General features: G+C 70.8%; 10 protein-coding genes, 1 tRNA gene and 1 pseudogene. 7 read left to right on the top strand and 5 right to left on the bottom strand.

Annotation, left to right across the window (positions count from 1 at the left end; genetic code table 11):
• The 3 genes from ACY5KJ_RS05585 to ACY5KJ_RS05575 form a co-directional block, all read left to right on the top strand.
• A partial coding sequence (locus ACY5KJ_RS05585; RefSeq protein WP_462202917.1) for an alpha-(1->3)-arabinofuranosyltransferase domain-containing protein occupies window positions 1-3405 on the top strand: 3405 nt, incomplete at its 5' end.
• Window positions 3406-3484: 79 nt separating this feature from the next.
• Window positions 3485-4630, top strand: coding sequence for a Nickel transporter NicT (gene nicT / locus ACY5KJ_RS05580; protein ID WP_462202916.1), 1146 nt, complete (start codon window positions 3485-3487; stop codon window positions 4628-4630).
• A gap of 228 nt (window positions 4631-4858) precedes the next feature.
• A complete protein-coding gene (locus ACY5KJ_RS05575) occupies window positions 4859-4999 on the top strand; it encodes a hypothetical protein (protein WP_462187057.1) in 141 nt (46 codons plus the stop codon).
• 422 nt (window positions 5000-5421) lie between these two features.
• Here ACY5KJ_RS05575 and ACY5KJ_RS05570 read toward each other — a convergent pair whose 3' ends face one another.
• Both ACY5KJ_RS05570 and ACY5KJ_RS05565 read right to left on the bottom strand, forming a co-directional pair.
• Window positions 5422-6153 (bottom strand): Crp/Fnr family transcriptional regulator, encoded by a 732-nt coding sequence (locus ACY5KJ_RS05570; protein WP_462187066.1) that lies wholly within the window; start codon window positions 6151-6153, stop codon window positions 5422-5424.
• A 272-nt stretch (window positions 6154-6425) separates the two neighbouring features.
• Window positions 6426-7394 (bottom strand): pirin family protein, encoded by a 969-nt coding sequence (locus ACY5KJ_RS05565; RefSeq protein ID WP_462187056.1) that lies wholly within the window; start codon window positions 7392-7394, stop codon window positions 6426-6428.
• Between the two features lie 247 nt (window positions 7395-7641).
• Here ACY5KJ_RS05565 and lon point away from each other — a divergent pair, with 247 nt between their 5' ends.
• The 3 genes from lon to orn all read left to right on the top strand — a co-directional run bounded on the left by lon (window position 7642) and on the right by orn (window position 12008).
• Entirely contained in the window at window positions 7642-10188 is a 2547-nt protein-coding gene (lon, locus tag ACY5KJ_RS05560) for an endopeptidase La (protein ID WP_462202915.1), read from the top strand.
• Window positions 10189-10710: 522 nt separating this feature from the next.
• Window positions 10711-11187, top strand: a complete 477-nt coding sequence (locus ACY5KJ_RS05555) for a hypothetical protein (protein WP_462187053.1) — start codon at window positions 10711-10713, stop codon at window positions 11185-11187.
• Between the two features lie 104 nt (window positions 11188-11291).
• Window positions 11292-12008, top strand: a complete 717-nt coding sequence (gene orn / locus ACY5KJ_RS05550) for an oligoribonuclease (RefSeq protein ID WP_462202920.1) — start codon at window positions 11292-11294, stop codon at window positions 12006-12008.
• On the opposite strand, the gene ACY5KJ_RS05545 is transcribed toward orn, so the two are convergent.
• Window positions 11968-12228 carry a hypothetical protein gene (locus ACY5KJ_RS05545; protein ID WP_462187052.1) on the bottom strand — a complete coding sequence of 87 codons (261 nt, stop codon included), beginning with the start codon at window positions 12226-12228 and terminating at the stop codon, window positions 11968-11970. The genes orn and ACY5KJ_RS05545 overlap by 41 nt on opposite strands.
• Between ACY5KJ_RS05545 and ACY5KJ_RS05540 the strand changes: the two genes are divergently transcribed.
• Window positions 12202-12277, top strand: a tRNA-His gene (locus tag ACY5KJ_RS05540). The genes ACY5KJ_RS05545 and ACY5KJ_RS05540 overlap by 27 nt on opposite strands.
• 77 nt (window positions 12278-12354) lie before the next feature.
• Here ACY5KJ_RS05540 and ACY5KJ_RS05535 read toward each other — a convergent pair.
• Together ACY5KJ_RS05535 and ACY5KJ_RS05530 are read right to left on the bottom strand one after the other, a co-directional pair.
• The gene (locus tag ACY5KJ_RS05535) at window positions 12355-13071 is read right to left on the bottom strand and encodes a response regulator (protein ID WP_462187051.1); all 717 of its coding nucleotides are present in this window, start codon (window positions 13069-13071) and stop codon (window positions 12355-12357) included.
• Window positions 13072-13154: 83 nt separating this feature from the next.
• Window positions 13155-13349: pseudogene (locus ACY5KJ_RS05530) on the bottom strand (hypothetical protein); the annotation flags it as partial.

The following is a 13349-nucleotide window of genomic DNA, read 5'->3' as shown; positions in this document are numbered from 1 at the left end:
GGGCGGCCGGTCCGGTCGGGCCGGCGCCGGCGGCTGGTCCCGCCGCTCGCCACCGGGGTGGTCCTGCTGTTGCTGGCCCTCGACATGTCACCGCTGTTCCGCGGCGAGTTCGTCGAGCCGTTACTCGAACGCCCCGAGCACGTCCCCGCCTACGAGACCGAACTCGCGCGCGCCCTGGACACTAGGAACAACGGGACGCTTGGGAACAACGGCACGCGGGTGCTGGAGCTTCCCGGTGCCGACTTCTCCCACTACCGCTGGGGAAGCACCCTCGACCCGGTCACCGAGGGGCTGATGGACCGTCCGCTGGTCGTGCGGGAACTCATCCCCTACGGCGAGGCGGGCAGCGTCGACCTGGTCCGCTCGCTGGACCGCCGGTTGCAGGAGGGGGTGTTCGAAACCTCCGCCCTGCCGGATCTCGCCCGGCTGATGGGCGTCGGCGACGTGGTGCTGCGCAGCAACCTCGCCTACGAGCGGTACCGGACCCCGCGCCCCCGGGCCACCTGGAACCTGTTCACCTCGACCAGACCGGACGGGCTGGGCGTACCGCAGACCTTCAGACCGCCGGTCGCCGAGGATCCCGGTATCCCGTTCACCGACGAAGTCACCCTCGGCACCGACCCGTCGGTGCCCGATCCGCCGGCGCTGGCCGTCTTCCCGGTCAGCGGCGCGCAGCCGATCGTGCGCACCGCCACCACCGCGCGGCCCCTGCTCGTCAGCGGCAACGGGGAGGCGCTGGTAGACGCGGCGGCCTCCGGCCTGCTCGCCGAGCCGATCGCCGACGGGCGGGCGATCCTCTACGCCCCGGCACTCGCCACCGATCCCGCCGCGATGCGCCAGGCCCTCGACGACGGTGCGGACCTGCTCATCACCGACACCAACCGGCGGCGCGCCGAACGGTGGACGGGCATCCGGGAGAACTTCGGCTACGTCGAGCAACCCGGGGTCAGGCCGCTGGCGAAGGACCCGAACGACAACCGGCTGCCGATGTTCCCCGACCAGAACGTGACCAGCGAGACCGCCGCCGCCCTGCACGCCCCGGGATCCCCGGCGAAGATCGCTGAGGTGACCGCCACCAGCTACGGGAACAGCTTCTCCTACGGGGCGTCCGACCGACCGGTCCGCGCGATCGACGGCGACCCGGGCACCGCGTGGCGGGTCGGCGCCTTCACCGACCCGGCCGGGGAGGCCTGGCAGACCACGCTGGCCGAGCCGACCGCGACGGACCAGATCCGCCTCGTCCAGCCGCTGACCGGGCCGCGCAACCGGTGGATCACTCGGGCGACGCTGACCTTCGACGGCGGCTCCCCGGTGACCGTCGCGCTCACCGACGCCTCCCGCACCGCCGCCGGGCAGGTCGTGCGCTTCCCCACCCGGGCCTTCCGGACGTTGCGCATCCACATCGACGCGACGAACACCGGCCGGCAGCGCAGCTACGACACCGTCTCCGCGGTCGGGTTTGCCGAGGTCGCCATCCCCGGAGCGAACGGGGCACCGCTGACGGCCGAGGAGGTGCTGCGGATGCCGAGCGACAGCCTCGACGCCGCCGGCGCCGCCTCCCTCGGCCACCGGCTGGCGCTGGAGCTGTCCCGGGACCGGGCCAACCCGTCGGAACCGTTCAAGCAGGACACCGAGTCGGTCATCAGCCGGTCGTTCTCCCTGCCGACGGCCCGGACCTTCGCGCTCACCGGCACCGCCCGCGTCTCCGCCTATTCCCCCGACGACCGCGTCGACCAGGTGCTGGGCCGCCCGGCCGCCCTCCCGGTGGTGACCTCCTCCGGCCGGCTGCCGGGATCGCTCGCGGCGCGGGCGTCGAGCGCCTTCGACGGAAACCCGGCCACCGCGTGGAGCCCGGGCATCGGCAACCCGCGGGGCAGCTGGATCCAGGTCGCCTCGCCGACCCCGTTGACGGTCTCGTCGATGACGATGTCGATCGTCGCCGACGGTCGGCACTCGATCCCGACCCGCATCGGGATCGAGGTCGACGGCCAGCGGGTCGGCGCGGTGGCCGTGCCTCCGGTCACCGACACCTCGGCGCGCGGGGGCACCCGCGAGGTGGCCCTCACCTTCCCGGCCGTTACCGGTGGCACGTGGAAGTTCGTCGTCGACGACGCCCGGACCGTCACCAGCATCGACCCCATCAGCCGCTCGCCGCTGGCGATGCCGGTGGGCCTCGCCGAGATCGGGATGCCCGGCCTCGCGGCCGGCGCCGCGGGTACCGGTCAGCCCGCGGCGGGCACGACAGGCACGGCAGGGAGCACCAGGACGGGGCTGTTGCCGGCCCAGATCCCCGCGCCCTGCCGGACCGACCTGCTGAGCATCGACGGTCAGCCGGTGGGGGTGCAGGTCACCGGGGGCACCGCCGACGCGGTCAACCGGCTCGGGTTGACCGTCGCCACCTGCGGCCAGCCGATCACCCTCGGCCCGGGGGAGCACGTGATCCGGACCACCGACGGGGCCCTCGCCGGCATCGATCTCGATCGCCTGCTGCTGGCCTCGGACGCCGGCGGCGGCCCGTGGCTGAACGCGACCGGCGCCGCCTCCGCCGTCTCCCCTGCCGGGACCCCACCAGCCGCGACGGGCACCACCGGCACGACGTCGGCCGCCACGCCACGGGTGACGGTCCAGTCGGCCGGCGACACCTCCTTCACCGTCGACGTGACGGGGGTGCGGCCCGGTACCCCGTTCTGGCTGGTGCTCGCGGAGAGCCTCTCCCCGGGTTGGAAGGCGACCGTGGGCGGCGCCGACCTGGGTACCCCCAGGCTGGTGGACGGCTACGCGAACGGCTGGCGGATCACCCCGACGGCCGCCGGGTTCACCGTCACGCTGACCTGGGCCCCGCAACGGATCGTGTGGTTCTCCCTGGTGTTGTCCGCGGTGACGGTGCTGCTCTCCCTCGCGCTGGTGATCTTCTACACCCGCCGAGCCCGCGCGACCGTGGCCACGCGGTCGTCCCGAACGTCCCGGGCACCCGAGCCGGATCTGCCGACGGCCGAGCCGTGGTCCGACCGGGCGGGGCGTGCCAGCCCGCGCACCACCGTGCTCGCCGTATTGGGGATGGGTCTGCTTTCGGCGGCGCTGGTCTCCCCGGTGGCGGGGGTCATCGTCGCCCTGGCGACGGCCGTGGCGCTGCTCGTGCCCCGCGGCCGTCTGCTGACCCGCGTCGGCCCGGTGGTCTGCCTGGGCGTCAGCGCCTTGTACGTGCTGCAGGTGCAGGCCCGGCATGCGCTGCCGACGGACGGAGACTGGGTCGCCGCGTTCGGGAAGGTGACGACGATCTCCTGGCTCACGGTGCTGCTGCTGGCGAGCGACCAGCTCGTCGCCCAGCTGCAACGACGGCGCGCGGCGGCGGCAAAGCTCTGCATCATGGATGCTTCTGCAACTAAGTTGCAGAAGCATCCATGATCTGGTTATCGTTCTTCTGCCCGCCGCACGAGAACTCCCCCGTCCACGTCGGCGGGTGCACCGCGAGGGGAGACCTGCCATGGCCGCGCAGGCCGGCACCATGCCGAGGGATGGCCTTCCCACCGGGGTCCGCGGGGCGCTCGACCGCCGGGAGTGGGTGCGCGTCGGCGGCATGGCCGCGGTCATCGTCGGGCTACACGTGATCGGCTGGGTGACGCTCGCGGCAGTCATCGCACCGCACCACTACCGCTTCGGCGCTGACGGCCAGGTCTTCGGAGTCGGCCTCGGAGTCACCGCCTACACCCTCGGCCTGCGCCACGCCTTCGACGCCGACCACATCGCCGCGATCGACAACACCACCCGCAAACTCATGACCGACGGTCAGCGCCCACTGTCCGTCGGCTTCTTCTTCTCCCTCGGCCACTCCACGGTCGTGTTCGCCCTGGCGCTGCTGTTCAGCGTCGGCGTCCGCTCCCTGGCCGGGCAGATCGAAGCCGACGGCTCGACCCTGCACGACGTCACCGCCTGGATCGGTACCGCCGTCTCCGGTGGCTTTCTCTACACCATCGCCGCACTCAACCTCGTCATCCTCCTCGGCATCATCAGGGTCTTCCGCGACATGCGCCGCGGCGGGTACGACGAGGCCGGCCTAGCGGAGCAGCTGAACTCCCGCGGGCTGATGAACCGCGTCCTCGGCCGTTTCACCAGAGCGATCACCCGACCCTGGCAGATGTACCCGCTCGGCATGCTGTTCGGTCTCGGCTTCGACACCGCCGCCGAAGTCGCCCTGCTCTTCCTCGCCGCCGGCGCCGCCGGGGCCGGCCTGCCCTGGTACGCCATCCTCGTCCTACCGATCCTGTTCGCCGCCGGCATGAGCCTGCTCGACACCATCGACGGCTCGTTCATGAACTTCGCCTATGGCTGGGCCTTTTCCCAACCGGTCCGCAAGGTCTACTACAACATCACCATTACCGGGCTGTCCGTCGCGGTCGCGTTCCTCATCGGCAGCGTCGAACTGCTCGGCATCCTCGCCGAGAAAGCACATCTCACCGGCGGGTTCTGGGACTGGGTCGCGGGTCTGGATCTCAACGTCGTCGGCTACTTCGTTGTCGGCCTGTTCGTCGCCACCTGGGCCGTCGCTCTGCTGGTCTGGAAGTACGGCCGTATTGAGGAGAGGTGGGCGACGGGCCTGCCCGAGGAAGGCCGGGTCGAACCCGCCGGCTGACCGCCTGGCGTCCGGTTCGGGGACCACCGACAGCACGGGCCTGGCGGCCGTCCCGAACCCGGGAACAGCCCGCACGAGGGACATGGCCGCGCCGGAGGCCGTCGCCACGCCGGGCATGGTTGCCGCGTCGACCGATCGGGAGAGCAGGAACCAGGCATCGGCTCGACCTATCGACGCGAGATCCACCCACACCGGGTGAAAATCACGGCCACGCAGCTCGGGATAGTCATGTTCGACGACATCGTCGAACAGTTCGGCGGAGACGGCGAGCGCCAGGTCGGCCGCCGAGCATCGAGCGAACTCGGCCCGGAGGGCGGCGCAGTCACGCAGTTCCGATGCCTTCACCACCGCTCGTCCCGAGAAGCCTGACTCGTCGACGCGGGTGATTCCCTGGTGCATCGCGACGCGTAACCGAACCCACTCCGAATCGGGCCGGGAGTCGTTCAGGTGAAACAGCACGATGCGCAGCGCCCGGACGAAGGCAGCGACGACCCGGCCCTCGTCGATGCCCGGCGGAAGAATCGCGATCTCACCGCCGCCGACGGCCGGAAAAATCCAGTGTGCCCGGTCCATCTCGGCCAGCGCACACACCTCGTCCACCACCGTACCGAGGTCACGCTGCCACCTTCTCGGCCGCAACACACCCGGCGGCGCGGTGCCGGTCCGGTCGGTGTCCAGGGCAATATACATACGCCGGATTCCGGGCGGTCTTCCGCTCACAGGCAACCTCCGCGGCCAGAACCGGACAGCAGCCACTGTCCCGCGTCACGCGGACCGACCGCCCCGTATTCTCACGGGTTTGCGGCAAGCCGCAACGCCCCGATGTCGTGGATCACGACAGTACGATAACCAGTGTCAAGGACGTTGCGCTGCCGCAGTTCCCGCAGCACCTTGTGCACTGTCGGCTCGGCCGCGCCGACCAGGGCGGCAAGCTCCGGCTGAGTGAGGGACACCCCGACCGATCGCCCACCGCCGGCGGCACCGCCATACGCCCGCTCCAGTTCGAGGATCACCCGTGCCACCCGCACCGCGACCGGGCACCCGCCGAACTCGACCCGACGGCGGGTCGCCGAGCGCAGTTTCGTCGCGATCGTGCTGGTCACGATCTGGTGCACGTCCGGCTGCCGGCGCAGGAAGGCGACGAACGCCTCGGCCAGGATCACCTTCGCGAGCACAGCCCCGGCGGCGGTCACCGTCGCCGAACGCGGCTCGGAATCCACCCCCGCCAGCTCGCCGACGAGGTCACCGCCGTGGCGAATGGCCAGCAGCGCGAAGCCGCCGTTCTCGGTCGCCGCGGTGACCTTCACCCATCCGTTCAGCAGGAGAACGACGAAGTTGGTGGTGTCCCCCTCCCGCATCACGATCTCCTCGCTCGCGTACTCCCGGTAGAGGCCGATCTGCAGCATTTCCGCCCGGCACTCCGGCGACATGCGGCCGAGCAGACTCGCCCCCGGCCATTCCGCCCGCCGTGGCCGCGGCCCCCCGTCGGGTCCCGATCCCGTCGATCCAGCTTCCTGCCACATGCCCCGCCCCTCGCCCGCGTCATGAGATCCGTCGACGGCGCCGAACACTTATCCACCATACGATCCATATTTTCGACCGACACGGGCGTGGCCTACGGAAGCACGCACGGTGGCATATAGAAGCACGACGGGGGATGCGGCGGAACTGGTGCGGCGGAACTGGTGCGGCGGAGCTGGTACGAGGCGGGGGCGGGCATCGTGCGGGGCGCCAGGCGGATGACGGGACGCCCTTCACCTCAGGTCCGCACGGGAACCCGGAAATGCCATCGGGTTCAGACGCGATGCGGCATCAGTGCGTTCGCCGGAATGACCCCAAGCCGGCCGGCCTGATAGTCCTCGACGGCCTGGCGCAGTTCGGCCCGGGTGTTCATGACGAACGGGCCGTACACCTCGACGTGTTCCCGGATCGGCCGACCGCCCAGCAGCAGGACCTCGAGGTTCGGCGAGGACGCGTCCTGCCGGTCGTCCGCGGCGACACCGAGCAGATCCCCCGTTCCGAGGACCGCGAGCTGACCGGCCCGGATCGCCGTGGCGTCCGGGCCCACCGTCCCACGGCCACCGAGGACGTAGGCGAGCGCGTTGAACTCGGGGTTCCACGGCACGTGCACCGCCGCGCCGGGGGTCAGCGTCGCGTGGACGACGGAGATCGGGGTATGCGTGGCACCCGGGCCCCGGTGGCCCCCGACGTCACCGGCGATGACCCGCAGCAGGGCACCGCCGTCCGGCGAGGACACCAGGGAGACCTGGCCACCCTCGAGGTTCTGGTACCGCGGCGGGGAGAACTTGTCCTTCGCCGGGAGGTTCACCCAGAGCTGGACACCGTGGAACAGGCCGCCGCTGACGACAAGCTCCTCCGGCGGCGTCTCGATGTGGAGGATGCCCGCGCCGGCGGTCATCCACTGGGTGGCGCCATCGGCGATCAGTCCGCCGCCGCCGTGCGAGTCCTGGTGCTGGAAGGTTCCGTCGATCATGTAGGTGACGGTCTCGAATCCGCGGTGGGGATGCCACGGGGTTCCTTTGGGCTCGCCCGGCCCGTAGTCGACGGCGCCCATCTCGTCCATGTGGATGAACGGATCCAGCTCGGCGAGCCGTACTCCGGCGAAGGCCCGACGCACCGGGAAGCCCTCGCCCTCCAGCCCGGTGGGCGCGGTGGTCACCCTCCGCACCGGACGGTCGACCTTGCCGAGCGCGGGCTCAGCCAGCCGAGGCAGGCGGACGGTATCGGCGGTGACGGCAGGCATGTCGTCCTCCTGGCGGGCTCACGATCGCCGGTCGACCTGCTCGAGCAGCTCATCCCGGCGCCTCTACCTGTAGATGCAACTACCAACCCGCACAACCACGGGCCACCCTCGATCCTTCCCGCGAATTCTTTGATCATCAGGGCGCGAGCGAGAAGCGTTCGCCCTCAGCGATCAATCCCGGGAACAACGGTAAGCTAAAAGGACTTCAGTGTAAGTGACTCAACTTCTTCACGTGAAGGTGGACCACATGCCACAGATCCGGGTGCTGCCCGTCCTGCCGCTCGACGACGCCGTCGTGCTACCGGGCATGATCGTGTCTCTCGACATGTCCGATGGTGAGATCCGAGCCGCCGTCGAAGCCGCCCGTGCCGGCGGATCCCGCGGCGCTCCCGACGCGCGGGCGCCGGGGATCTCCGGTCAGCCGGCGGGCCGGCCCGCCGAGGTGCTGCTGGTTCCCAGGACCGACGGCACGCTCGCCGACGTGGCCGCCGTCGGGGTGATCGAACAGGTCGGCCGGTTGCCGCGAGGGGGCTCGGCCGCGATCGTCCGCGGAACCGCCCGGGCCCGTGTCGGCGGCGTGCGCTCGGGTCCCGGCGACGTCACCTGGGTCGACGCCGTGTGGGGCGACACCGTGGTGAACGAGGGGGCCGGGCCGCCGTCCGGCACTCTCGACGCTCCGGCGGACGCCGCCCCCGCGCGGACCGGCGAGGATCCGGCGAAGGTCGAGAACCTGGCGAAGGAGTACCGCGCCCTGGTCACCGACCTGCTGCGCCAGCGCGGCGCCTGGCAGGTCGTCGACTCCGTCGCGGCGATCACCGATCCGTCCGCGCTCGCCGACACCGCCGGCTACGCCTCCTACCTGACCACCGCGCAGAAGATCGAGCTGCTGGGCACCGCGGACGTCGCCACGAGGCTTGAACGGCTGCTGGCGTGGACCAAGAACCATCTGGCCGAACTGGACGTCGCGGAGACCATCCGCCGCGACGTCCAGGAGGGCATGGACCGCCAGCAGCGTGAGTTCCTGCTGCGCCGCCAGCTCGACGCCATTCGCAAGGAGCTGGCCGAGCTGGGCGGCTCCGGTCCGGGTTCCGGCGCGGGCGGCGACGGCGGCTCCGAACCGGCCGCCTACCGGGCCCGCGTCGAGGCCGCCGACCTGCCGGAGAAGGCCCGCGCCGCGGCGTTGAAGGAGGTCGACAAGCTGGAGCGGACGTCGGATTCCTCCCCGGAGGGCGGCTGGATCCGCACCTGGTTGGACACCATCCTCGACCTGCCGTGGAATGTCCGGGCGGAGGACTCCTACGACATCGCCGCGGCCCGCGCGGTACTCGACGCCGACCACTCCGGGCTCGACGACGTCAAGGACCGCATCATCGAGCATCTGGCGGTGCGCAAGCGCCGGGCCGATGCTGGTCTCGGCGTCGTCGGTGGCCGGCGCGGCGGTGCCGTGCTGGCACTCGCCGGCCCGCCCGGGGTCGGCAAGACATCACTCGGCGAATCGATCGCCCGGGCCATGGGCCGGTCGTTCGTCCGGGTCGCCCTCGGCGGCGTGCGGGACGAGGCGGAGATCCGCGGTCACCGGCGGACCTACGTCGGCGCGCTGCCCGGCCGCATCGTCCGGGCGATCCGCGAAGCGGGCTCGATGAACCCGGTGGTGCTGCTCGACGAGGTCGACAAGCTGGGCGCCGACTACCGGGGGGACCCAACGGCGGCGCTGCTGGAGGTCCTCGACCCCGAGCAGAACCACACCTTCCGGGACCATTACCTGGAGGTGGATCTCGACCTGTCCGACGTGCTGTTCCTGGCCACGGCGAACGTGCTGGAGGCGATCCCGGCGCCGCTGCTCGACCGGATGGAGCTCATCCGGCTCGACGGCTACACCGAGGACGAGAAGGTCGTCATCGCCCGCGAGCATCTGCTGCGCCGTCAGCTCGACCGCGCCGGGCTCGCCGTCGACGACGTGACGGTCGGCGACCACGTCCTGCACGCGCTCGCCGGAGAGTACACCCGTGAGGCCGGCGTGCGTGACCTGGAACGCTCGCTCGCCCGGCTGCTGCGCAAGGTCGTCGCCCGGGTGGCGCTCGGCGAGGCCACCCTGCCGGTGACGATCGATGCTGGAGACCTGCCCGGCTACATCGGCCGGCCGCGGCACACCCCGGAGTCGGCGGAGCGCACCGCCCTCCCGGGCGTGGCGACGGGCCTGGCGGTGACCGGCGCCGGCGGTGACGTCCTGTTCGTCGAGGCGTCGCTGGCCGACCCGGAGACCGGCGGGGCCGGGATCATCCTGACCGGGCAGCTCGGCGACGTGATGAAGGAGTCGGCACAGATCGCGCTGTCCTACCTGCGCTCGCACGGGGTGGAACTGGAACTTCCCGTCGGGGATCTGGCCGACCGCGGTGTCCACGTGCACGTCCCCGCGGGTGCGGTGCCAAAGGACGGGCCGAGCGCCGGGGTAACGATGACGACGACCCTGGCGTCGCTGCTGTCCGGCCGGCCGGTCCGGGCGGAGGTGGCGATGACCGGCGAGGTATCGCTGACCGGGCGCGTGCTGCCGATCGGCGGGGTGAAGCAGAAGCTGCTCGCCGCGCACCGCGCCGGCATCACCACGGTGCTGCTGCCGGCGCGCAACGGCCCGGACCTGGACGACGTCCCGGCGCCGGTACGCGACGCGCTCACCGTCCACCTGGTGACCGACGTCCGGGAGGTGCTGGACCTGGCCCTGGAGCCTGCCTTCGCCACCGGGCGCGCCGACCGGCCGGGCCACGGCGGGCGCTCCTCCACACCGCTGGCCGCCTGAGGATCTGAAGGCCGACCAGGGGCCGGGAAGAGGGTGAGCGAGAGCCAGCGACACGCCGGGGACGAGGTAAACACCATGTGACGAGGGGCGCGGAAGACGCAGATGGCGGCTACGGTCGGGGCGTGGATCGTGGTCGCTGTCTTCGGCAGGAGCGCATCGCACAGCAGCGCATCCTGGGGCTCAGTCGACAAGGGGTGCGCCAGCGACCGCGGGACAATCGCGGGCCCGCCCATCCGCCGAACCGGCCACCCGGCCGGCGCAGGCGCACCCGCTAGGCCGTCTTGCCCTCGGCAGCCGCATCGACAAGCGGCTGCGTCTCCCGTGCCGGTCCGGACCACCCGTGCCGGTCCGACGCCGCGGCGGCAGGCGTGCCCGTCGACCCGCTGTCGGCCCACTTCCCCCTCCCCCTGCCCGACTGCGCGCTTCGATCCCGGTCGGTCCCAGGCCGCGGGAGTCGGTCACATCCCCGCCTATTAAAGTGACCCGAACCCATGGGCGGCATGGCGGAGGGACGCAGGCAGCGTGGATGCCCTCAGGCGGGGTTGGGTCGGTCTTGCGCTGTTCTTCGCTGCCCTGGTCCTGATGCCGATCCTGGTGTTCAGTTATCACAGCCAGGAACCCCGGTCCGGTCCGGCCCCGGCGGCATCCCCCGCACCCGACGGTCGTCCATCCCGGCCCGGCCCGGGCGCCGTGCCCACGCCGTCGTCGACGATGTCCGTCGCGCCGTTCACCTTCGCCGGCATCCACCAGGGCGAGACCATCTCGGGATTCCGCACCATCCGGGTGGAGACGACGGGCTACGCCGGCACCCTGACGTACGTGCTGAATGGACCGATCGGGCCGTACCGGCGGGATCTCCCCGGCCCGCCGTACCTGTTCACGCCGCATCCCGGCGGATGGCAGACTTCCGAGGTCCCGGACGGGCTGTACACCCTGACCGCGATCCTGGTCGGAGCCGGGAACACTCAGATCTCCATCAGCTTTACCGTCAGTAACTGAACAGGGACCGTAAGATGATCTCGGCGGAGCAGGCACTCAGCTATCCCGATGAGAACCCGAGGGTGCACGTGACGACGGCGACCGCAGACCATAGTGTCAGCGGGATGGATCGACTGGTGTGGATCGACTGCGAGATGACCGGCCTGGACGCCGCGTCGGATCTACTCCTGGAAGTGGCCTGCTTGATCACGGACAGTGAGCTCAACATCCTCGACGAGGGCATCGACCTGGTCATCTCGGCGCCGGAGGAGGCGCTGCAGACCATGGAGCCGGTCGTCCGCGAGATGCACGAGGCCTCGGGCCTGACCGCCGCCGTCCAAGCCTCCACCTTGTCCCTCGCCGACGCGGAGCGCCAGCTCCTCGACTACGTCCGCACCCGGATTCCCGAGGTGCGCAAGGCCCCGTTGTGCGGCAACTCGATCGCCACGGACCGCACCTTCCTCGCACGCTACCTGCCGTCACTGGACGCTCACCTGCACTACCGCATGATCGACGTCTCGTCGATCATGGAGCTCGCCCGCCGCTGGTACGTGCGGGCCTACTACGCGGCTCCGGTCAAACGCGGCGGCCACCGGGCCCTAGCGGACATCCAGGAGAGCATCGAGGAGCTGCGCTACTACCGACGGGCCGTGTTCGTCCCCCAGCCGGGGCCGGGCACCGAGCAGGCCCGCGCGATCGCCGCCGAGATCCGCGACCAGGCCGATGCGTCGCTGGCCGCCCTGACCGCCGGAGGCTCCGAGCACCCGCAACCAGACGACCCGGCCGGTTCACCCGCGCGGCTTAGCGGGGGATCTTCCACCGCCCGCCTGAACGGGCAGTGATCTCGGCGAGCGCGGCCAGTGCGGTGAGCGCGGCCAGCATGACCGGGGTAACCCCCTTGCCCATCCGGTGGCGCGGACCGGTACGATAGCTTCGCTTGGTCAGGCGGCGCGGGTGGAACATCCCGGATTCGCACCGGTCGGAGGATCTCCGGTCCGGTCGGGTGTCCTCCTTCGGCATGGCAGCCAGGTTCTGGTGGGTGTAGCTCAGCTGGTAGAGCACCGGGTTGTGGTCCCGGTGGCCGCGGGTTCAAGTCCCGTCACCCACCCCAGAGCGATATCCCGCCGACCAGGCCCCGCAGGGTGGCGGACGGAGGCCCACCGCGGCAGCCGTGCGGCCCCGCCGGGCTCACTCGATGTCGAACAACCCCTGGCGGACCGCGTACATCACGGCTTCCATCCGCGAATGCAGCTGCAGTTTGTCCAGGATGTTACGAACGTGGTTCTTGACCGTGTTCTCACTGATGAACAGCTTGCGGGCAATCTCGCGGTTCGCGCGCCCCTCAGCGACCAGCTTCAGCACCTCGAGTTCTCGCGCGGTCAGGTGCGGGGCGTGCACCCGAGGACGGTCCTCGGTACCACGGGCCATCGTGGCGAACTCGACCATCAACTTCGATGCCATCGAAGGACTGATCAGACTCTGCCCATTGTGGACGGCCCGCACCGCGTCGGCCACCTCGTGCGGCGGAATCGACTTCAGCAGGTACCCGACCGCACCCGCCTTGATCGCCTCGAACAGGTCGGACTCCTCGTCCGAGACCGTGAGCATCACGATACGAGTGCGCGGAACAGCACGTTTGATGGCACCCGCCGCGGCGATCCCGTCCCGGCCCGGCATCCGGACATCCATCAGGACGATGTCCGGCGACGTCCCGGAGGCCAAGGTCAGAGCCTCTTGACCGTCACCGGCCCGGCCGACGACGCTGATGTCCTCCTCAATCTCCAGGACCGTCTGCAGGCCCTGGAGGAACAACTCATGATCATCTACTACGAGGACCCGGATCGGCGCGGAGCCCTCGACGGAGTCGGCTTCAGCGGCCGACGGCGGCACGACACTGGCCGTCATCACACATCCGGGAATCAGGATCGAATCGTCCGAGCGGCGGCAACCCGGACGCGCACGAAAGATGGTTCGGACACCATCCCACTCTACGTGATGAAGTACACACCCGAGGTCGTGACGGCGCCGAAGTGGTGCCGCCATCTCGCCCGATAAACGCATCCGACATGCCGGAAATAGTACGCGGTGGACGCTGCCACCCACCCGCATATGACCATGTTCGCGCGGCGAGTCGCGCCGGGTTTCCTCCTGGCAACGACCCCGGCGACCAACGCGAGCCAGCA

The sequence above is a fragment of the Frankia sp. CcWB3 genome (assembly GCF_977927595.1).
This window is presented reverse-complemented; position numbering and strand designations above follow the sequence as displayed.

What these genes read in the sequence shown, in the direction of transcription:
- nicT (WP_462202916.1), top strand. Translation starts at nt 3,485, where the DNA reads ATGGCCGCGCAGGCCGGCACCATGCCGAGGGATGGCCTTCCCACCGGG.
- ACY5KJ_RS05575 (WP_462187057.1), top strand. Translation starts at nt 4,859, where the DNA reads ATGTTCGACGACATCGTCGAACAGTTCGGCGGAGACGGCGAGCGCCAG.
- ACY5KJ_RS05570 (WP_462187066.1), bottom strand. Translation starts at nt 6,153, where the DNA reads ATGTGGCAGGAAGCTGGATCGACGGGATCGGGACCCGACGGGGGGCCG.
- ACY5KJ_RS05565 (WP_462187056.1), bottom strand. Translation starts at nt 7,394, where the DNA reads ATGCCTGCCGTCACCGCCGATACCGTCCGCCTGCCTCGGCTGGCTGAG.
- lon (WP_462202915.1), top strand. Translation starts at nt 7,642, where the DNA reads ATGCCACAGATCCGGGTGCTGCCCGTCCTGCCGCTCGACGACGCCGTC.
- orn (WP_462202920.1), top strand. Translation starts at nt 11,292, where the DNA reads ATGGATCGACTGGTGTGGATCGACTGCGAGATGACCGGCCTGGACGCC.
- ACY5KJ_RS05535 (WP_462187051.1), bottom strand. Translation starts at nt 13,071, where the DNA reads ATGACGGCCAGTGTCGTGCCGCCGTCGGCCGCTGAAGCCGACTCCGTC.